Origin of the sequence: Streptomyces sp. NPDC006879 (genome assembly GCF_042869595.1) — a bacterium.
Classification (GTDB): domain Bacteria; phylum Actinomycetota; class Actinomycetes; order Streptomycetales; family Streptomycetaceae; genus Streptomyces.
Map to the genome: position 1 here is coordinate 59,889 of NZ_JBIAGC010000012.1, position 18,231 is coordinate 78,119.

Genomic DNA, 18,231 nt, shown 5'->3' on the forward strand with positions numbered 1-18,231 from the left:
TGCGCCCAGACCGAAGATCTCCAGGTGTGGGGGCGCTGCAAATGGGCGGAACGGGACGGACCGGTACCACCGGTCGTGCTGAGCGGACACGAGAAGGCCACCGTCGAGGCCTTGGCAGCGTGCTGTCGGGGCTGGTCGTGGCCACGGGTTTCGTGCTCTTCCTCGGCGGGTTCATCTGGGCCGCGGTGGTCTACCAGCCCTTCCTCGTGCCCACGGATTCGATGACTCCCACGGTCAAGCCCGGTGAACGGGTGCTCGCCCAGCGCATCGACGGGGACCAGGTGCGGCGCGGGGACATCGTGATATTCCGCGACGAGGTCTGGGGCGACCTGCCCATGGTCAAACGGGTGGTCGGGGTAGGCGGGGACAAAGTGGCCTGCTGCCGCACCGGCGGTCGGCTCACGCTCAATGGCGCGCCCGTCGAGGAACCGTATCTGCACGATGCCGGGGACGCCTCGACGACGCCCTTCGAGGTGACGGTCCCCGAGGACAAGCTCTTCCTGCTGGGAGACGACCGGAGCGCGTCCCTGGACTCCCGAGCCCACCTGCAGGAGGCGGGGCAGGGCACCGTCTCCCGCTCGGCGGTCCTGGCACGACTCGACGCCGTCGTCTGGCCGCTGGGCAACATGATCGAACGCCCTGCCGCCTACGAGCACCTGCCCGGCGGCACCTCCGCTCCCGGCCCCCTGAGGACCCAGGCCGCGGTCACCGGCGGCGGGGCCCTTCTCATTGTGCTCGGAGCTTCCTACGGGCCGCTGGCGCGCCTGTTCCGGCGCGGCCGGAAGGAGCCGGCCGGTGTCCGCTGAGGCCGACCGGAGCCCCCGCAGGGTGGCCCGGGTCGTGCTCCTGGACCCGGACGACCGCATCCTGCTCCTGCACGGTTTCGAGCCGGCCGATCCCTCCGCCACCTGGTGGTTCACTCCGGGCGGCGGCGTCGAGGGTGAGGAACGTCGGGAACAGGCCGCATTGCGGGAGCTCGCCGAGGAGACGGGGATCACCGACGTGGCACTGGGGCCGGTGCTGTGGCAGCGGTTCTGCTCCTTCCCCTTCGACGGCCGTCGCTGGGAGCAGGACGAGTGGTACTACCTGGCCCGGACCAGGACGGCCCGCACGCCGACGCAGATGAGCGGCCTGACCGAGTTGGAACGCCGTAGCGTGGCGGGAGCGCGGTGGTGGACCTCCGCGGAACTCGCGATCACCCATGAGACGGTGTACCCGAACAGGCTCGCCGGGTTGCTCCGCACGCTGCTCGACGAGGGTCCGCCGCTCACGCCGGTCGTCCTGGCGCCCGAAATCGCTTAATGGCGTCGGGAGGTGCCGCACAATAGGTGGACGCACGGCTGAAGGGGAACATGCCATGAGCGCCGAGGACCTCGAAAAGTACGAGACCGAGATGGAGCTGAAGCTCTACCGGGAGTACCGCGACGTCGTCGGGCTGTTCAAATACGTGATCGAGACCGAGCGTCGGTTCTACCTCACCAACGACTACGAGATGCAGGTGCACTCGGTCCAGGGTGAGGTGTTCTTCGAGGTCTCGATGGCTGATGCCTGGGTCTGGGACATGTATCGGCCGGCCCGGTTCGTCAAGCAGGTACGGGTGCTGACGTTCAAGGACGTGAATATCGAGGAGCTCAACAAGAGCGACTTGGAGCTTCCGGGAGGGTGAGCGAGTTATCCACAAGGCCTGAGTTGTCCACCGGCCCCGACGAGATCGCGGGGAAGACGGGATCTTCGGTACCGGAGGTGGTGCCGAGATGGACACACGAGGTGGAGCCCGGAGGGCCTTGGGGCGGTACGGCGAGGACCTTGCTGCGCGCAGACTGACCGCGACCGGGATGGCGGTGATCGAGCGGAACTGGCGCTGTAGAAGCGGGGAGATCGACATCATCGCCCGCGACGGGGACGCGCTGGTGGTGTGCGAGGTGAAGACCCGCCGGGCCGGGACCTTCCAGCATCCGATGGCGGCTTTGAGGCCCGCCCAGATCGACCGTTTGCGCCGGCTGGCCGACCGCTGGCTCAGCGAACACGGAGGACCGCCACCGGGCGGGGTGCGGATCGATCTGGTCGGCGTGCTGCTACCGCGCAGGGGCGCGGCCACCGTCGAACACGCCAAGGGCGTGGCCTGATGGGGTTCGGGCGTACCTGCGCGGTAGCGCTCATCGGGGTCGAGGGCGTGGTGGTGGAGGTACAGGCCGACCTCGAACCGGGTGTGGCGGCCTTCAGCTTGGTCGGCCTGCCGGACAAGAGTCTGGTCGAGAGCCGCGACCGGGTCCGAGCCGCGGTGGTCAACTCGGGCGCCGAATGGCCCCAGCGCAAGCTCACGGTCGGACTGAGCCCGGCGGCCGTCCCCAAGAGCGGGAGCGGATTCGACCTCGCTGTTGCAGCGGCCGTCATGGGAGCCGCAGATCGGATCCCACCCACCGCTCTGTCCGGGCTCGTGCTGATCGGCGAGCTGGATCTGGACGGGAGGGTACGCGCGGTGCCGGGAGTGCTGCCAGCCGTACTCGCTGCTGCCGATGCCGGGTTCCGCCAGGTGGTGGTTCCGCAGGCGTGCGCTGCGGAAGCCGCCCTGGTGCCCGAGGTGTCGGTCCTTGGTGTGCGCAGCCTCGCCCAGCTCATCGCCGTTCTCACCGGGGCGGAGGTGCCCTTCGAAGAAGCACAGGTCCCAGGTGCGGCGTCCGCCCTCCGAGGACCAGACGGCGCGGTCACCGGTCTCCTCCTGCCGGCGGCCGGCGCCGGCCTCCTCAGTTCCCGGACCGGCTCGGGAGCTACCGCAAGGTCTCCCGACCTCGCCGATGTGGCTGGTCAACCGGCAGCCCGCCGGGCCGTGGAAGTGGCCGCGGCAGGTGGCCACCATCTCTACCTGTCCGGACCGCCTGGCGCTGGTAAGACGATGCTGGCCGAGCGACTGCCCGCGCTCTTGCCCACACTCAGCCGTCGGGACTCCCTGGAGGTCACCGCGGTGCATTCGGTCGCGGGCATCCTTCCACCCGGTGAGCCGCTCGTGCGGACCGCGCCCTACTGTGCACCGCATCATTCGGCGACCATGCAGGCGCTGGTCGGAGGTGGATCGGGCGGCGGACCGAGACCCGGCGCGGTCTCGCTCGCTCATCGAGGAGTCCTCTTTCTGGACGAAGCTCCGGAATTCAGCTGCCGTGCCCTGGACGCACTGCGACAACCGCTGGAGTGCGGCCATGTGGTGGTGGCCCGAGCGGCCGGGGTGGTGCGGTTGCCGGCGCGCTTTTTGATGGTGCTCGCTGCCAACCCCTGTCCGTGCGGGCGCCACTACGCGCATGGCACGGGCTGTGACTGCCCGCCGGCAGCCATTCGCCGATACCAGGCCCGGCTGTCCGGGCCGTTGCTGGACCGGGTGGATCTGCGGGTGGAGGTCGAGCCGGTCAGTCGGTCCGACCTGTTGGGTTCTGGTGGGCGCAGTGAGTCCACCGAGGTGGTGGCCGCCCGGGTCCGTGAGGCGAGGGAGCGCGCTGCCGCCCGCTTCGCCCACACCACCTGGACACTGAACGCCGAGGTGCCCGGCCACGAGCTGCGCACCCGGTGGCCGGTGGCGCCCGGTGCGCTCGACCTTGCCGAGCGCGATCTGGAGCGCGGTCTGCTCACCGCCCGGGGCCTCGACCGGGTGCTTCGGGTCGCTTGGACGCTGGCGGACCTCGCCGCTCGCACCCGCCCGGGAGCCGATGAGGTGGCCACCGCGTTGGAACTGCGCACGGGCGTGCCGCGAGGCGTGGCTTTGCCGCGGGAGGAGCGCAGGTGAGCGGCCAGGCCGCTGAGGACCGGAGCCCGCGGGCGGAGCGCGCCGCGCGGGCCGCGTTGACCCGGGTGCTGGAGCCTGGCGATGAGCAGGGCGGGCGCTGGCTAAGGGAGTTCGGCGCCGTGGAGGTGATGAGGCGGCTGCGGTGTCCGCGGTCTGACGAGAGGGCGTTGCCGGGAGCCCGGGAGTCTCGGTTGGAGGGCTATCGGGCGCGTGCCGCAGTCGCTGATCCCGAAGCGGACCTGGCCGCTATGACCGCGGCCGGCGGGAGGTTCGTGGTTCCCGGTGACGCCGAGTGGCCGCGACAGCTTGAGGACCTCGGCGATGCAAGGCCGATCGGCCTCTGGCTTCGTGGGCGGCCCAACCTGCGGATATGGGCGCTGAGATCGGTGGCGTTGGTCGGCGCCAGAGCCTGTACCTCCTACGGTGCCCACATGGCCACGACCATGGCCGCCGGACTGGCTGAGCGCGGCTGGGTGGTCGTCTCGGGCGCCGCGTACGGTGTGGACGGCTCAGCTCACCGGGGCGCCCTCGCCGTGGGTGGAGCTACCGCTGCCGTGCTGGCGTGCGGAGTCGATTGTGTGTATCCACGTGGTCACGGCGGCCTGCTCCGGCGGATCGCGGAACAGGGCCTGATCATCGGTGAGCTGCCGCCCGGCGCTCATCCCACTCCGAGCAGGTTCGTTCTGCGGAACAGAGTCATCGCCGCCCTGACGCGGGGCACGGTGGTGGTGGAGGCCCGGTACCGGAGCGGTTCACTGGTTACCGCCCGTGCCGCTCAGCGCCTTGGGCGTCTCGCCATGGGTGTGCCAGGACCTGCGACCAGCGGACTCTCCGGTGGGGTGCATGAACTGCTGCGCGGAGAGGCAAGCTTGGTCACCGATGCGGCAGAAGTAGTGGAACTCGTCGGCGACATGGGTGAACTTGCACCTCCGCGGACCGGACCGGTGTTGGCGCGCGACCTGTTGACGCCCGATGCCGCACGCGTTCTCGAAGCGCTGCCCGGGCGGGGGACCGTCACGGCTGAGGAAACGGCCCTACGCGCGGGTACCGGTATCGATGAGGTCATCTGCAGACTGTACGAACTTCACTCTCTGGGGTTCGTCGAACGGCAAGGCGACGAGTGGCAGTTGGCATTGGTCCAAGATGATTGCGGGCAGCGGACCGGGAATCCACGGCGAGGCGGTCCTTGACCTGGGGCGATCCGGTGAAAGGGTGATGCCGATGAGATTCGCGGTCCTCCCGACGGCATCCTGCGATTCCGAGCACCGAGCATCGGATGCGGGTCTGTCGTGCGGGTCTTGCTCCTGCCCCGTCCCAGCTCGATCCCGTAACCTTCGCGCACCGCGATTCCGCGATGACGCTACGCTCGCGAAAATTTGGAACCGGCCACCCGCTCAGACAGCAGAACGGCTCAAGGCGACGCATGCCACAGCACATCTCCGGGTCTGACCGCGCGGCGGTGCCCCCCGCCGCCCGCGGCGGCGTGCGCCCCACCACACCTTCGTCCGTGGACGAGCTGTGGCGGGCCTACAAGGAATCAGGCGATGAGCGCCTGCGCGAACAACTGATCCTGCACTACTCACCGTTGGTGAAATACGTGGCGGGCCGGGTCAGTGTGGGTCTGCCGTCCAGCGTGGAACAGGCCGATTTCGTCTCCTCCGGAGTGTTCGGCCTGATCGACGCCATTGAGAAGTTCGACATCAGCCGGTCCATCAAGTTCGAGACGTACGCGATCACTCGCATCCGTGGCGCGATGATCGACGAGTTGCGGGCCCTGGACTGGATTCCGCGCTCGGTGCGGCAGAAGGCCCGGGCCGCCGAGCGCGCGTACGCCACGTTGGAGGCGCGACTGCGGCGCACGCCCACCGACGTTGAGGTCGCTGCCGAGATGGGGGTTGCGCTGGAGGAACTCCAAACAGTTTTCAGCCAGTTGTCCCTCGCGAACGTGGTCGCATTGGAAGAGCTGCTGCACGTCGGCGGGGAGGGCGGCGACCGCCTGTCCCTCATGGACACCCTGGAGGACACGAGCGCCGACGATCCGGTGGAGGTGGCCGAGGACCGCGAGCTTCGCCGGCTGCTCGCCCGTGCCATCAACACACTGCCCGAACGTGAGAAGACCGTGGTCACCCTCTACTACTACGAGGGCCTCACCCTGGCCGAGATCGGTCAGGTCCTCGGGGTCACCGAGAGTCGGGTCAGCCAGATCCACACCAAGTCGGTGCTCCAGCTGCGAGCCAAACTCGCGGACGCCACCCGCGGCTGAAAATTCTCGGCTTGCGCCGCTTCACGGAGCCCGGGCGTCCGTAGAGTGGAGGGGTGCCAAGGATTAGAGCGGCCTCGGTGGCCGAGCACCGGACGATGCAGCGCGCCGCCCTGTTGAACGCCGCCCGTTGCCTGCTGTCCGACGGGGGTACGGAGGCCCTGACCTTTCCGGCGCTGGCGGAACGCACCGGTCTGGCCCGGTCCTCCGTCTATGAGTACTTCAGATCGCGGGCGGCCGTGGTCGAGGAACTGTGCGCCGTGGACTTCCCCGTCTGGGCCGCTGAGATCGAGGCCGCGATGGATCAGGCGCGGACCCCCGAAGCGAAGATCGAGGCGTATGTCCGCCGTCAGCTTGCGCTGGTCGGGGACCGACGCCACCGGGCCGTGGTGGCGATCTCGGCCAGTGAGCTCGACGCGGGGGCTCGTGAGAAGATCCGGGCGGCACACGGCTCTCTCGTCGCGATGATCGTCGAAGCTCTGGCGGCCCTTGGGCGCGGCTCCCCCCGGCTTGCCGCCACCCTGCTCCAGGGTGTGGTCGACGCCGCTGTGCGCAGGATCGAACTCGGTGCCGCCGAGGACCCGGAGGAGATCATCGAGGCTGCCGTTTCGCTGGCTCTGAACGGTGTCCGTGGCCGCTGAACCGGTCACCACGCCCTCGGCCGGTCGACATCGGAGTCGGGCCTCCCGCCGCCTGGACGTCCTAGGTGTTCAGCGCGGTGCCGCACGGCGCGGGTGGCACGGGGCGTGGCGGACGGGCCTCAAGCCGGGGGAGGGCCGAGGTATGGCAACAGTCGAGGAACCGGGCGGGGAAGCAGTTCCAACGGATTGAGGTACTCCGCCCCGCGGCGTAGCCCCCAGTGGAGGCAGGAGACGGCCGGGCAGTGCCCACCGGAGGGGGACAGCACGGCGACGACCTGCCCTGCGTCCACCTCGTCCCCAGTGGCCACGAGCGGGTGCACTGGTTGATAGGTGGTGCGCAGCGGCGGGTCCCCGCTGTCGGCATGGATCAGGGACAGCACGCCGCGCCCCGCCACCGGCCCCGCGAAGTGCACCCGGCCCCGGGCCGTGGCCCGCACCTCTGCGCCCGGTGGTGCGGACAGGTCCACGCCGCGGTGTCCGGCCGTGTAGCGGGTGGCCGGCGGCAGCCAGCCCCTGGGCATCTGCAGCGGTCCGTCGAGCGGGCGACCGGCGCCCTCTGCGCGCTGCGACTGGCGGTCTCCGGGCGCCCCGGAGGCCTGCGCCGGTGTCTGCGCCGCCCAGCCCTCGGCGGGGCCTCCGGAAGCCGTCAAGGTCAACAGCAGGAGCGCCCCCGCGAGCGCGGTGGCTGCCCTCGCTGCCCGCGGGGCCTGTGTTGATGTCATGGGGACAGCGTGGGTGAAGTTCGGGCAGGGCCGCGTGGGCCTGTGGGTAACTGACCGGTTGTGGACAGGTGCGTCACCCGGCACACTGCCGGGTCCCGTACACTTCTTGTGGCGATCCGGGTCACCGGGTCGACTTCGCACGCCCCGCCACCAGGCCCCATCTGGGCCAGTGGCCGCGCTCCTCGGTCCCTCGTGGCACGGCGCGTCGGGGCGTCAGGCGCGACCACCGTCCGGCGGTCGCGATAACCGAGCACCTCAAGGAGTACGGCCATGGCCGTCGTCACGATGCGGGAGCTGCTGGAGAGCGGCGTCCACTTCGGTCACCAGACCCGTCGCTGGAACCCGAAGATGAAGCGCTTCATCTTCACCGAGCGCAACGGCATCTACATCATCGACCTGCTCCAGTCGCTGTCGTACATCGACCGCGCCTACGAGTTCGTCAAGGAGACCGTCGCCCACGGCGGTTCCATCATGTTCGTCGGCACCAAGAAGCAGGCGCAGGAGGCGATCGCCGAGCAGGCGACCCGTGTCGGCATGCCCTACGTCAACCAGCGCTGGCTGGGCGGCATGCTCACCAACTTCTCCACCGTCTACAAGCGCCTTCAGCGTCTGAAGGAGCTTGAGGCGATCGACTTCGAGGACGTGGCCGCCTCCGGCCTCACCAAGAAGGAGCTCCTGGTCCTCTCCCGTGAGAAGGCCAAGCTGGAGAAGACCCTCGGTGGTATCCGCGAGATGCAGAAGGTGCCCAGCGCCGTCTGGATCGTCGACACCAAGAAGGAGCACATCGCCGTCGGTGAGGCGCGCAAGCTCCACATCCCGGTCGTCGCGATCCTCGACACCAACTGTGACCCCGACGAGGTCGACTACAAGATCCCGGGCAACGACGACGCGATCCGCTCCGTCACCCTGCTCACCCGCGTGATCGCCGACGCCGTCGCCGAGGGCCTCATCGCCCGTTCCGGCGTGGCCGCCGGCGACTCGAAGCCGGGCGACAAGGCCATCGGCGAGCCCCTCGCCGAGTGGGAGCGCGACCTGCTTGAGGGCGAGAAGAAGGCCGAGGAGGCCCCCGCCGCCGAGGCTCCGGCCGCCGATGCCCCCGCTGCCGAGGTTCCGGCTGCCGAGGCCCCCGCTGCTGAGGCTCCGGCTGCTGAGGCTCCGGCCGCGGACGCCGAGCAGGCCTGATCCACTGAGAGTGCCCTGCGTTCACGCGTAGGGCACTCACAGCACGGACGATGACGGCGGGGGACGGTGCCACGGGCGCCTCCCCCGCCGTTCACCCGTAGATCTACGACTTCGAGAGAGAATCACAGACTCATGGCGAACTACACCGCCGCTGACGTCAAGAAGCTCCGCGAGCTCACCGGCGCCGGCATGATGGACTGCAAGAAGGCGCTCGACGAGGCCGAGGGCAACGTCGACAAGGCCGTCGAGGCGCTGCGTATCAAGGGCCAGAAGGGCGTCGCCAAGCGCGAGGGCCGTTCTGCCGAGAACGGCGCCGTCGTCTCCCTCATCGCCGAGGACAACACCTCCGGTGTGATCGTCGAGCTGAAGTGCGAGACGGACTTCGTCGCCAAGGGCGACAAGTTCCAGGCCGTGGCCAACGCCATTGCCGCCCACGTCGCCGCCACCGCCCCGGCGGACCTCGCGGCGCTGCTCGCCTCCGAGATCGAGGCAGGCAAGACCGTGCAGGCGTTCGTGGACGAGGCCAACGCCAACCTGGGTGAGAAGATCGTCCTGGACCGCTTCGCGCAGTTCTCCGGCGGTTTCGTCACGGCGTACATGCACCGCACCATGCCTGACCTGCCCCCGCAGATCGGTGTCCTGGTCGAGCTCGACAAGGCCGACGCCGATGTCGCCAAGGGCGTCGCGCAGCACATCGCCGCCTTCGCTCCCAAGTACCTCTCCAAGGACGACGTTCCCGCGGAGGTCGTGGAGACCGAGCGCCGCGTCGCCGAGGAGACCACCCGCGCCGAGGGCAAGCCGGAGGCCGCCCTCCCGAAGATCGTCGAGGGTCGCCTCAACGGCTTCTTCAAGGACGCCACCCTCCTGGGCCAGCCCTACGCGCTGGACAACAAGAAGTCCGTCCAGAAGGTCCTGGACGAGGCCGGTGTCACCCTGAAGCGCTTCTCGCGCATCAAGGTCGGCATCTGAGTCCGTACGCGAGCGGACCGCAGACCCCGGTAGGGTCTGAAGCAGTCGCCCGCCTTCGCGTAGGACGACCGCAGATCTGACGAGGAGGCCATTGCCGCAGAGGGAACCGCAAGGACCCACCGGCAATGGCCTTCTCGGTATGTGCACGAGGAGATCTCCATGAACCAGGCCGCGGACCTCCACCAGGACTCCGACGACATCGACGGTACGAGCGAGTACAAGAAGAAGGGCCGCCGCTTCATGCTGAAGCTGTCGGGCGAGGCCTTCTCCGGGGGCGGCGGGCTGGGGGTCGACCCCGACGTCGTCCACAAGATCGCACGGGAGATCGCGGCCGTCGTCCGCGATGGTGCAGAGATCGCCGTCGTCATCGGCGGCGGCAACTTCTTCCGTGGCGCCGAGCTCCAGCAGCGCGGCATGGACCGGGCCCGCTCCGACTACATGGGCATGTTGGGCACCGTCATGAACTGCCTCGCCCTCCAGGACTTCCTGGAGAAGGAGGGCATCGACTCCCGCGTCCAGACCGCCATCACCATGGGGCAGGTCGCGGAGCCCTACATCCCGCTGCGCGCCGTACGGCACCTGGAGAAGGGCCGTGTGGTCATCTTCGGCGCCGGCATGGGCATGCCTTACTTCTCCACCGACACCACCGCCGCCCAGCGTGCGTTGGAGATCGACGCCGAGGGCTTGCTCATGGGCAAGAACGGTGTCGACGGCGTCTACGACTCCGACCCGAAGACCAATCCCGACGCGGTCAAGTTCGACGCGCTGGAGTACGGCGAGGTGCTCTCCCGCGGCCTCAAGGTCGCCGATGCCACCGCCATCACCCTGTGCATGGACAACAAGCTGCCGATCCTCGTCTTCGAGCTGCTGGCCGAGGGCAATATCGCCCGGGCCGTCAAGGGTGAGAAGATCGGAACGCTGGTGAGCGACCAGGGCACCCGGGCCTGAGGCGAACCGCCCCGCCCCAACCATCCACTCAAGACATGCAGGAGCACGTGGTGATCGAAGAAATCCTCCTCGAAGCCGAGGAGAAGATGGAGAAGGCCGTCGTGGTCGCCAAAGAGGACTTCGCCGCGATCCGCACCGGTCGTGCGCACCCGGCGATGTTCAACAAGATCGTGGCCGACTACTACGGCGCCATCACGCCCATCAACCAGCTGGCTTCCTTCGCGGTTCCCGAGCCGCGCATGGCCGTGGTCACCCCGTTCGACAACAGCGCCCTGCGCAACATCGAGCAGGCCATCCGTGACTCCGACCTCGGCGTCAACCCGAGCAACGACGGCCGTATCATCCGGGTGGTGTTCCCGGAGCTGACCGAAGAGCGTCGCAAGGACTACATCAAGGTCGCACGGACCAAGGGCGAGGACGCCAAGGTCTCCATCCGCTCCGTCCGCCGCAAGGCCAAGGACGCCCTCGACAAGCTCGTCAAGGACAAGGAGTCCGGCGAGGACGAGGTGCGCCGCGCGGAGAAGGAGCTCGACGACACCACCTCCAAGTACGTCGCGCAGGTGGACGAGCTGCTCAAGCACAAGGAAGCCGAGCTGCTCGAGGTCTGATGAACGACTCTCCCTGGGGGGCCGCGCCGTCCGTCGGTTACGCCGGCGGCCGGCGGCCGTCCGATCAGGGGTCCTTCCCGGAGGGCACTCCGGCGGGTCCCGCCCACGATGCGCACGCGGCCCGGCATCCTACTGGGACGCAGCCCCCCATGCCCACCGTGTCCGACGTAGGCAGCCAGATCCCGCAGGAGCCCATGCCCACCCCACCGCCGGCCACCCCGGCTGCCCCCCAACCCGACCAGCCGGGGCCGGAGCAGCCGCAGCAGCCGCAGAAGAAGCGTGCGGGCCGGGACCTGCGCGCGGCCATAGGGGTCGGTGTCGGGCTCGGCGCCGTCATCTTCGCCTCGTTGTTCGTCGTCAAGGCCGTCTTCGTGGGCGTCATCGCCGTCGCCGTGGTCGTGGGGCTCTGGGAGCTGACCTCGCGCCTCGCCGAGCGTAAGCAGATCAAGGCTCCGCTGGTCCCGCTCGCGGTCGGTGGAGCGGCGATGGTCGTGGCCGGCTACGTGAGGGGCGCCGAGGGAGCCTGGGTGGCCATGGCCCTGACGGCGCTGGCGGTCCTGGTCTGGCGGATGACCGAGCCCCCCGACGGGTACCTCAAGGACGTCACGGCAGGAGTCTTCGCCGCCTTCTACGTGCCCTTCCTGGCCACCTTCGTGGCGCTGCTGCTGACGGCCGAGGACGGTCCGATGCGGGTGCTCACCTTCCTGCTGTTGACCGTGGTCAGTGACACCGGCGCGTACGCGGTCGGCTGGCGCTTCGGGAAGCACAAACTGGCCCCGAGGATCAGCCCCGGAAAGACCCGTGAGGGGCTGTTCGGCGCGGTGGCCTTCGCGATGGGCACCGGTGCACTCTGCATGGAGTTCCTCATCGACGGTGGCTCCTGGTGGCAGGGGCTGCTCCTGGGGCTGGCGGTCGCGGTGAGCGCCACCCTCGGTGACCTGGGCGAGTCGATGATCAAGAGGGATCTGGGCATCAAGGACATGGGCACCTTGCTGCCGGGTCACGGCGGCATCATGGACCGGCTCGACTCGCTGCTCCCCACGGCGCCGGTGGTGTGGCTGCTGCTCGCGGTCTTCGTCGGGCAGACCTGACCGGCGCGGTCCGAGCGGACCCACAGGCGCGGCAGACGCAGGGGTGCACGTCCGCGAGGACGTGCACCCCTGCGCCCTTTGTGGGGCCCAGCCCGTCCGGCGGGCCCACCGGATTCGATCTGCGAGACTGGAGGGACCATGCCTAAGCCCGGAGAACTGGCGGCCATCCGGCATCGAACGGCCCTTGACCAGCACGTTTAGTGCTTGACAGGGGCGCTTCGCGTACTCCTGGGCCGTCTCTGGGCCGTGGAGGTCAGAACGGCGGCTCGTCAGGTCCGCTCACGAGTTCACCCGTGGGCACCTCTTGTGATGCGTCAGGGGCAGCGTTGTTGCCGTTCTTGAGACGCCGTTCGCGTTCAAGGCGCTGGGCCTTGCGGCGCCTGACTCCTGCCGGGGACTGAAACACTTCGTCCAGTATCTCGTCCATCAGACCCAGGATCTCCGCTGCCGTGACGTTGTCCATGGGCTCGGCAACGAGATCGCCGTGGGCCACCTCGTTGCCACCGAACCGGACCTCATGGGCTGCATCGCGGACGTACTCACGAATGAGCTGCTGCTCGAATAGCTTGTCGATCTTCTTTTCGAGAGTGCCAGTCTTGATCCCGCGATCCTTCGCCGTGGCCTCCACGACCGCACGCGCCAGTGCCACAGATGCCCTATTGGCTTCAATGGACAGGCACTGGTGCGCCTCAACGGCCATGCCAGCGATGCTGGCTGGGACATCGTCATAGACACGTTTGCCGACCTGCCGAGGAATCCACTTGCTGGGGCCGTCCACCAACAAACGGGCGGCGTCACCATTGTCGAATCCGCCCGACTCGCGTCGGCCTGTTGCGATGCTGAGGCGACCGCAGCCATCGCACTGAAAGGCCATCTCGACTGGCTGGGGTTGACCCCACCCGACGGTGCCAACGTCAACGGTGTGGACGTTCCGCATATTGCATCGGTCGTTGCACCAGCCACATGCTCTAACTACTCCCATACGGGCAGGTTAGAGAGGCTGTGCCAAGAGGGGCACTAGTTTTCTGCTCTTTGCCCAAGGGCGGCGTCGACCGCCTTACGAGTTCGCTCCTGACTTGCTGGCATCAGGTGCGCGTACACCCGCAGCGTGAGTGCGGGGTCAGTGTGCCCAAGGTACTGGCTAACCGCTTTGATGCTCTCGCCAGCGTCCAGCAACACCGATGCGTAGAAGTGCCGAAGCGCGTGCATGCCGTGTTCGCGGGCGGACTCGTACTTCCCGTCCCGGGCGCTCGGGATGAGGCCGGCCAGCGCGAGGGCGGGCTTCCATTCCTGGATGTTGAAGTTGCTCCGCCAGACGACTCCGGACGCGGTGTTCGTGAACAGGAGACGAGCCGTCACCTTCGGGCCGTCAGGCTTCCGCCACGGCAGGGTGACCTCAACCGGCTTGCAGTTGTCCATGTGCGCTCGCAGGGCTTCGGCGACGGAGGACGGGAGCGGGACGTCTCGCTCCTTGCCGCACTTCGGTGGGGCGAACACGGCCTTGCCCTGAATGAGCTTCATCTGCCGAACTACCCGCAGGATGCCAGCTTCGAAATCGATCGCGTCCTCAGCAAGTCCCACGATTTCACCCTGTCGGAGACCGCAGCCAGCGCCTGTGTCCACCATGGTCCGGTAGCGCTCAGGAAGGGCCCGGCGGACCGCCTGCACCTGCGCGGGCAGCCACGGGATGACCCGGCGGCGTTCGACCGATGGTGGCCGCACGGACTTTGCGGAGCACGGGTTACGGGGGAGGAGACCGTCGTCCACGGCTGCACTCAGTACGGCTCGAACGTCGCCGTAGATGTTGCGTGCGTACGCCCCGCTCACGCCCGGGTTGGACTCAAGGGCGCTCACCAGGTTGCGAAGGTGTTCCGGCCGGAAGGAGTCGAGCGGGCGCGACCCGAGGATGGGGAAGGCGTGCAGGCGTAGCCGCTGCTCGGTGACGATCTGGCTCGACAGGTCCGCGCTGTGCGCCTTGAGCCACCTCTCGGAGTAGCCCTTGAACGTGACTCGGGCCGCGCGAGGGTCGATGTACTGGCCCCGGGACATGTCAGAGGCGACGTTGGCGAGCCACTGCTCAGCTAGGCGCTTCTGTCGGTCGGGGAAGCTCTTGGACTTCTCGGTGCCATCGGGGCCGACGTAGCGGGCCCGGTAGCGGAGTCCGGAGCCGTATCGGTCGCTCTTGACCCGGCGCTGCTTTCCGTCGGGTCCGGGTTCGGTCTTGTACCAGCGGTCTTGGATGTGGCCGGCCACTCGGTGCTCCTGTTTGGGATGGGGCAGGGGCGCGACCGGTGGTGGTCGCGCCCCTGTGGGTGGTTGTGGTGTTGGTCAGGCGGCGTCGTGCTCGGCTTCGGTGAGCGTGTTGATCCAGGCGTGGACGGCGGTGGGGTCGTAGCGGAGGTGCTTGCCGATGCGGAAGCCGGGCGGGCCGGTGCGCTTCTTGCGCCAGGCGTAGACGGTTTCGAGCGGGACGGAGAACAGGGCGGCGATGTCCTCGGGGGTCAGGCAACGGTCGGGGAGGCCGCCCCGGAGGGCGGCGCGGGGGTCGGATGCCATGGGTTCTCCCGGGCGCGGGGATGCGGGGGCGTCGCCCCCTCCTGTCAGGTCCGCTACCTCCGCTACCTCCGCTACCGCCCTGGTCAGGGGCTTGTTTGGGGTAGCGGATGGGTGCCGCTACCGGCTCCGCCCTGTGGTGGGGGGTGGGGCCGGTAGCGGGTAGCGCTCAGGTAGCGGAGGGGAAGAGGGTTGCCGCTACCGTTTCCGGGGCGCTGACCTGCGCGGTAGCGGAGGTAGCGGAGGTAGCGGCCCCTGAGGGGGGTGGGGGGCAGTACCGCTGCCACGCGTCGTGGAGATCGGTGGCGTAGTAGCCCTTGAGGACTGTTCCGGCGGTCTTGATGTTGCGGGCCTTGACCGGGGTGTTGTCCTCGGTCATGTACTCCCCGAGCATCTTGGCCAGGCCCCGGGAGTCCAGCGGGCGTCCGCTCATGTCGGCCCAGGGGGCTTCGTCCAGGGCGCAGAGTCGGTCCAGGATCGCGACGGTCGGCATCCGGTCGATGCCCGCCATCACGTGGTCCCGCAGATCGGTGAGCAGCCGGATACCGACGCTGCCCTTGTCGTCGGCGCGGGCGGCGTTGACCAGCTCCACGCAGGCGGCGCGGGCGCGTTCGGGCCAGTCGCCCCCGGTGGCGTCCGCGACGGACAGCAGCGGCTCCCACACATCCGCCGGCCGGTCCGTGACCCCGTCGGGCATCGCGGGCCAGCGTCCGGAGATGTCCTCCCGGACGGTGTCGGCCCACTGGGCGAGCCGCTCGCGCAGCTCCTGCCCTTCGGCCTCGTGGAGCCGGGCCCGGAAGGGCTCTACGCTCTCGTTCCGTGCTCGTCGGCGCATGCGGATGATGACGGAGCGAGTGGTGATGGTGTCGGGCAGGTAGCCCAGACCTGCGACGGCAACGGCGGTGTAGGAGGGGAACTCCACCACCGTCTGGTTGCCCCCGTCGCCGATGCACCGGTAGGTGACCCCGGAGCGGCGGTGACCGGCGTTGAGGAAGCCGCGGAGCTCCTCGTTGTCCCCGGCCTTGGGGCCGAAGATGGTGTCGATCTCGTCGAACAGGATCGTGGGCCGTCCGGCGGGGTCGGACACGGACCGGAACAGGGCCGCGGCCCGTGCGTTCACGGCGAGCATCGGCCGGGGTACCAGGGTCTCCACCACCTCCAGCGCGCGGGACTTCCCCGATCCGGGTTCGGGTGAGAGGAAGGCGAGGCGGGGGGTGGAGTCGAACGCGTCCAGCAGGTGCGCGTGCGCGTCCCACAACGCCACGGCCACGTAAGCGGCCTCGCGGGGGAAGACATTGAAGCGGCGGTGGAAGGCTTCCACCTCGGTCAGCAGCGCCGCACCATCGATGGGCCCGGCAGTCGGGTTGGGGGTGTTCATGCGGCGTTCCTCCGGTGCTGCTCGGCGTGCGGGCAATGGTCGACGCGGGCGCGGGTGGTCAGCTCGGTCACGGCGTTGCGCCCGCGGGCGTGCTCGTGGTGGCCGCAGGCGCACAGCCAGTCAGCCGTGGGGATCTGGCTGCGACCGAACCCCTGCACCGTCAGGCCCGGTCGGATGCCGGTCACGGTGACCGTGTGCGGGTCAGGGAGAACAGCAACGGGGACGGCCTTACCGCCGACGACCTTCGGCGCACCACTGCCGGATGCGGCCGAGGCCGGTTCGGCGGAGCCGGGGTGGGTGGTGGTCGGGATGAGGCTCTTCAGCACGGAGCGGGGAGGGGTGTTCATGCCGTCCTCGCCTGCGGGCTGTTGCGGGCGATGGACCAGTTCAGACCGCTGCGCACGGTCGAGGTGCACTGGCGAGCGGACAGGCCGGCCGACTCCCCTGCCTCCTGAAGAGCCTCCTCAACCACCGACCGGTCCAGGTCGCCCCACGCGATGAACCGCCCCAGGGCTCGCGCCGCCGACAACAACGTGCAGTCGCGCTCCCCGGTCGGCGCACTTCGTACCGTCGCGGTCTCCGCCCGCAGCGCCGCCACCGCGTACCGGGATGCCCGGGGCGAGGACGCCACAGCAGTCAGGGCCCGGGACGACTTCCGGGTGGTCAGCAGTGCGTGCAGCCAGTCGGGGAGCGGGGTGGGGGGTGTGGGGTCGGTGACGGTGTAGGGGCCGGTGGCGGTGAAACTGCCCGCGGCGACCACGTAGCCGCCGTGGGCGCGGGTGTCGATGAGCTTGCCGAGCCTGCCCGCACTGTTCCCCAACCGGACCCCGGGCGGGGCGGTGAAGTAGAGGTGGTGTCCGCCGGACGCGGTTCGGGTGCGGTAGGTGGTGGGGACGGGTTGCCCGGCGCGCTCGCAGAGCGCCGTGAAGGTCGTCACGCCGGAAGGCGTGTCCGTGCTGCTGTTCCGCTTGGGCACGTCCAGGTCCACGACCAGCAGCCCGCTGGGCCCGGTGGCGATGCCGATGTTGAACGGGCGCTCCGCCCAAGCGCGGCGGATGCGGTCGGGGTCGATGGTGGCCCGGTCCTCCCACTTGCGGTGACCGCCCGCGCAGTCCCCGATCAGCGGGCATACGGCCTCGCCGTGGAGGGCGGGGCGCTTGTCCGCGGGGCGGAGCGGGAAGACGTGCCAGCCGCGCTCGGCGGCGGCCAGGGCGGCGGAGAGTTGTGTGCCCTCTCGTCGGATGGGGGCGGGTTGGGTCATGCTGGTGGCCTCCACTGTTGAGTTGGGTGGAACGAGGGCGGCCCCGGTCATTGGCGTGAGGGGGCCGCTCTCGGCGTTTGGTGGCGTTCAGCCGTGGAAGTGGCTGCGCTTGATGACGGCCTTGCGGATGTTGACCGTGGTCCCGGTGCGGCCAGTGGTGCGGGCACGGCGGCTGGTGAGGAAGAGGGCCGCGAGGACGGCCAAGACGGCGATGGACATGACGGCCTGACCGAGCGCGGCCAGGATGTCGTCGATGTGGGCGAGGCCGGGGGCGGCGGCGCCGATGCCGTATCCAGCGAGGGCGACGAAGCCTCCGGTGGACAGGGCCAGCGCGCTGTACTGCCACACCCACCCGGGCACCCCCGTGGCGGCGGGGGCCTGTTGTCGGTTGGGGTTGGTGAGTGCGGCGGGCACCGGGGGCGTGACCTGGTCGTGGGCCGGGGTGGTCTGACCGGTGCGGGTTTCCTCTTCGCGGCGGATGAGGGACCAGACGCGGGCCATGTACAGCTCGTCGGAGAGCAGTTCGCGTGCCTCGGCCGGGTCGATGGGCGCGCGGTCAGCGATGGCCGGGGCAGTGGGGGCCCGGTGGGCGGAGGCGAAGGTGGTGTGGGTGTTCACGCGGGGGCTCCTCGGTTGGTCAGGCGGTGAGCTGGGCGAGGGCGGTGGCGATGCTGTTGAGCGTCTCGTTGATGGCGGGGGCGACGCCGGTGGAGGCGGCGAAGAAGCCGAGCAGGGCGGCGGCGAGGGCGGCGCCGAAGCGGAGGTATCCGGTGCGGAGCATGATCAGGACGATGACCAGGAACAGGACGACGGCGGACACGGTCAGAGCCATAGGGGCGACCTCAC

General features: G+C 69.3%; 22 protein-coding genes. 13 read left to right on the forward strand and 9 right to left on the reverse strand.

Annotation, left to right across the window (positions count from 1 at the left end):
- Positions 1-41 precede the first annotated feature (41 nt).
- The 8 genes from lepB (at position 42) to ACFYMC_RS12480 (ending at position 6,673) form a co-directional block, all read left to right on the forward strand.
- Positions 42-806, forward strand: a complete 765-nt coding sequence (gene lepB, locus ACFYMC_RS12445; RefSeq protein WP_388522853.1) for a signal peptidase I — start codon at positions 42-44, stop codon at positions 804-806.
- Positions 796-1,302 carry an NUDIX hydrolase gene (locus ACFYMC_RS12450; RefSeq protein ID WP_388522856.1) on the forward strand — a complete coding sequence of 169 codons (507 nt, stop codon included), beginning with the start codon at positions 796-798 and terminating at the stop codon, positions 1,300-1,302. Before lepB ends, ACFYMC_RS12450 begins: the two co-directional genes overlap by 11 nt.
- A gap of 55 nt (positions 1,303-1,357) precedes the next feature.
- A complete protein-coding gene (locus tag ACFYMC_RS12455; protein WP_003965949.1) occupies positions 1,358-1,666 on the forward strand; it encodes a DUF2469 domain-containing protein in 309 nt (102 codons plus the stop codon).
- 88 nt (positions 1,667-1,754) lie between these two features.
- Complete coding sequence (locus ACFYMC_RS12460) at positions 1,755-2,126, forward strand: YraN family protein (protein WP_388522859.1); 372 nt, start codon at positions 1,755-1,757, stop codon at positions 2,124-2,126.
- Complete coding sequence (locus tag ACFYMC_RS12465) at positions 2,126-3,772, forward strand: YifB family Mg chelatase-like AAA ATPase (RefSeq protein ID WP_388522862.1); 1,647 nt, start codon at positions 2,126-2,128, stop codon at positions 3,770-3,772. The genes ACFYMC_RS12460 and ACFYMC_RS12465 overlap by 1 nt, the downstream gene beginning before the upstream one ends.
- Positions 3,769-4,962, forward strand: coding sequence for a DNA-processing protein DprA (dprA, locus tag ACFYMC_RS12470; RefSeq protein ID WP_388522864.1), 1,194 nt, complete (start codon positions 3,769-3,771; stop codon positions 4,960-4,962). The genes ACFYMC_RS12465 and dprA overlap by 4 nt, the downstream gene beginning before the upstream one ends.
- Before the next feature lie 233 nt (positions 4,963-5,195).
- A complete protein-coding gene (gene whiG, locus ACFYMC_RS12475) occupies positions 5,196-6,035 on the forward strand; it encodes an RNA polymerase sigma factor WhiG (RefSeq protein ID WP_388522867.1) in 840 nt (279 codons plus the stop codon).
- A 95-nt stretch (positions 6,036-6,130) separates the two neighbouring features.
- Positions 6,131-6,673 carry a TetR/AcrR family transcriptional regulator gene (locus ACFYMC_RS12480; protein WP_388523084.1) on the forward strand — a complete coding sequence of 181 codons (543 nt, stop codon included), beginning with the start codon at positions 6,131-6,133 and terminating at the stop codon, positions 6,671-6,673.
- A 119-nt stretch (positions 6,674-6,792) separates the two neighbouring features.
- Here the strand turns inward: ACFYMC_RS12480 and ACFYMC_RS12485 are convergent, their stop codons facing one another.
- Positions 6,793-7,395, reverse strand: a complete 603-nt coding sequence (locus ACFYMC_RS12485; RefSeq protein WP_388522870.1) for a M23 family metallopeptidase — start codon at positions 7,393-7,395, stop codon at positions 6,793-6,795.
- Between the two features lie 270 nt (positions 7,396-7,665).
- On the opposite strand from ACFYMC_RS12485, the gene rpsB reads away from it, so the two are divergent.
- The 5 genes from rpsB (at position 7,666) to ACFYMC_RS12510 (ending at position 12,193) form a co-directional block, all read left to right on the forward strand.
- Positions 7,666-8,577, forward strand: coding sequence for a 30S ribosomal protein S2 (gene rpsB, locus ACFYMC_RS12490; RefSeq protein ID WP_388522873.1), 912 nt, complete (start codon positions 7,666-7,668; stop codon positions 8,575-8,577).
- 132 nt (positions 8,578-8,709) lie between these two features.
- On the forward strand, positions 8,710-9,546 hold the full coding sequence (gene tsf, locus ACFYMC_RS12495; RefSeq protein WP_388522876.1) for a translation elongation factor Ts: 837 nt from the start codon (positions 8,710-8,712) through the stop codon (positions 9,544-9,546).
- A 159-nt stretch (positions 9,547-9,705) separates the two neighbouring features.
- The gene (gene pyrH / locus ACFYMC_RS12500; protein ID WP_388522879.1) at positions 9,706-10,494 is read left to right on the forward strand and encodes a UMP kinase; all 789 of its coding nucleotides are present in this window, start codon (positions 9,706-9,708) and stop codon (positions 10,492-10,494) included.
- A gap of 50 nt (positions 10,495-10,544) precedes the next feature.
- Positions 10,545-11,102, forward strand: a complete 558-nt coding sequence (gene frr / locus ACFYMC_RS12505) for a ribosome recycling factor (RefSeq protein ID WP_388523087.1) — start codon at positions 10,545-10,547, stop codon at positions 11,100-11,102.
- Positions 11,102-12,193, forward strand: a complete 1,092-nt coding sequence (locus tag ACFYMC_RS12510; RefSeq protein ID WP_388522882.1) for a phosphatidate cytidylyltransferase — start codon at positions 11,102-11,104, stop codon at positions 12,191-12,193. The genes frr and ACFYMC_RS12510 overlap by 1 nt, the downstream gene beginning before the upstream one ends.
- Positions 12,194-12,446: 253 nt before the next feature.
- Here the strand turns inward: ACFYMC_RS12510 and ACFYMC_RS12515 are convergent, their stop codons facing one another.
- The 8 genes from ACFYMC_RS12515 to ACFYMC_RS12550 all read right to left on the reverse strand — a co-directional run bounded on the left by ACFYMC_RS12515 (position 12,447) and on the right by ACFYMC_RS12550 (position 18,217).
- Positions 12,447-13,067 carry a DUF4145 domain-containing protein gene (locus ACFYMC_RS12515; protein WP_388522885.1) on the reverse strand — a complete coding sequence of 207 codons (621 nt, stop codon included), beginning with the start codon at positions 13,065-13,067 and terminating at the stop codon, positions 12,447-12,449.
- 143 nt (positions 13,068-13,210) lie between these two features.
- Positions 13,211-14,446, reverse strand: coding sequence for a tyrosine-type recombinase/integrase (locus tag ACFYMC_RS12520; RefSeq protein ID WP_388522887.1), 1,236 nt, complete (start codon positions 14,444-14,446; stop codon positions 13,211-13,213).
- Between the two features lie 75 nt (positions 14,447-14,521).
- Positions 14,522-14,749, reverse strand: coding sequence for a helix-turn-helix transcriptional regulator (locus tag ACFYMC_RS12525; RefSeq protein ID WP_388522890.1), 228 nt, complete (start codon positions 14,747-14,749; stop codon positions 14,522-14,524).
- Between the two features lie 166 nt (positions 14,750-14,915).
- On the reverse strand, positions 14,916-16,124 hold the full coding sequence (locus ACFYMC_RS12530; protein ID WP_388522892.1) for a DUF3631 domain-containing protein: 1,209 nt from the start codon (positions 16,122-16,124) through the stop codon (positions 14,916-14,918).
- Positions 16,121-16,471, reverse strand: coding sequence for a hypothetical protein (locus tag ACFYMC_RS12535; protein ID WP_388522895.1), 351 nt, complete (start codon positions 16,469-16,471; stop codon positions 16,121-16,123). Before ACFYMC_RS12535 ends, ACFYMC_RS12530 begins: the two co-directional genes overlap by 4 nt.
- Positions 16,468-17,385, reverse strand: coding sequence for a bifunctional DNA primase/polymerase (locus ACFYMC_RS12540; protein WP_388522898.1), 918 nt, complete (start codon positions 17,383-17,385; stop codon positions 16,468-16,470). The genes ACFYMC_RS12535 and ACFYMC_RS12540 overlap by 4 nt, the downstream gene beginning before the upstream one ends.
- Positions 17,386-17,472: 87 nt before the next feature.
- Positions 17,473-18,003 carry a hypothetical protein gene (locus ACFYMC_RS12545; RefSeq protein ID WP_388522901.1) on the reverse strand — a complete coding sequence of 177 codons (531 nt, stop codon included), beginning with the start codon at positions 18,001-18,003 and terminating at the stop codon, positions 17,473-17,475.
- Between the two features lie 19 nt (positions 18,004-18,022).
- A complete protein-coding gene (locus ACFYMC_RS12550) occupies positions 18,023-18,217 on the reverse strand; it encodes a hypothetical protein (RefSeq protein WP_388522904.1) in 195 nt (64 codons plus the stop codon).
- Between the last annotated feature and the right edge of the window lie 14 nt (positions 18,218-18,231).

Bases quoted from the DNA above. Each gene is read 5' to 3' on its own strand.
- ACFYMC_RS12510 (WP_388522882.1), top strand. From the start codon at position 11,102: ATGAACGACTCTCCCTGGGGGGCCGCGCCGTCCGTCGGTTACGCCGGC.
- tsf (WP_388522876.1), top strand. From the start codon at position 8,710: ATGGCGAACTACACCGCCGCTGACGTCAAGAAGCTCCGCGAGCTCACC.
- ACFYMC_RS12480 (WP_388523084.1), top strand. From the start codon at position 6,131: ATGCAGCGCGCCGCCCTGTTGAACGCCGCCCGTTGCCTGCTGTCCGAC.
- ACFYMC_RS12460 (WP_388522859.1), top strand. From the start codon at position 1,755: ATGGACACACGAGGTGGAGCCCGGAGGGCCTTGGGGCGGTACGGCGAG.
- ACFYMC_RS12550 (WP_388522904.1), bottom strand. From the start codon at position 18,217: ATGGCTCTGACCGTGTCCGCCGTCGTCCTGTTCCTGGTCATCGTCCTG.
- lepB (WP_388522853.1), top strand. From the start codon at position 42: ATGGGCGGAACGGGACGGACCGGTACCACCGGTCGTGCTGAGCGGACA.
- pyrH (WP_388522879.1), top strand. From the start codon at position 9,706: ATGAACCAGGCCGCGGACCTCCACCAGGACTCCGACGACATCGACGGT.
- ACFYMC_RS12530 (WP_388522892.1), bottom strand. From the start codon at position 16,124: ATGAACACCCCCAACCCGACTGCCGGGCCCATCGATGGTGCGGCGCTG.
- ACFYMC_RS12535 (WP_388522895.1), bottom strand. From the start codon at position 16,471: ATGAACACCCCTCCCCGCTCCGTGCTGAAGAGCCTCATCCCGACCACC.
- ACFYMC_RS12515 (WP_388522885.1), bottom strand. From the start codon at position 13,067: ATGGCCTTTCAGTGCGATGGCTGCGGTCGCCTCAGCATCGCAACAGGC.
- ACFYMC_RS12485 (WP_388522870.1), bottom strand. From the start codon at position 7,395: ATGACATCAACACAGGCCCCGCGGGCAGCGAGGGCAGCCACCGCGCTC.
- ACFYMC_RS12525 (WP_388522890.1), bottom strand. From the start codon at position 14,749: ATGGCATCCGACCCCCGCGCCGCCCTCCGGGGCGGCCTCCCCGACCGT.
- whiG (WP_388522867.1), top strand. From the start codon at position 5,196: ATGCCACAGCACATCTCCGGGTCTGACCGCGCGGCGGTGCCCCCCGCC.
- ACFYMC_RS12465 (WP_388522862.1), top strand. From the start codon at position 2,126: ATGGGGTTCGGGCGTACCTGCGCGGTAGCGCTCATCGGGGTCGAGGGC.
- ACFYMC_RS12455 (WP_003965949.1), top strand. From the start codon at position 1,358: ATGAGCGCCGAGGACCTCGAAAAGTACGAGACCGAGATGGAGCTGAAG.
- rpsB (WP_388522873.1), top strand. From the start codon at position 7,666: ATGGCCGTCGTCACGATGCGGGAGCTGCTGGAGAGCGGCGTCCACTTC.
- ACFYMC_RS12540 (WP_388522898.1), bottom strand. From the start codon at position 17,385: ATGACCCAACCCGCCCCCATCCGACGAGAGGGCACACAACTCTCCGCC.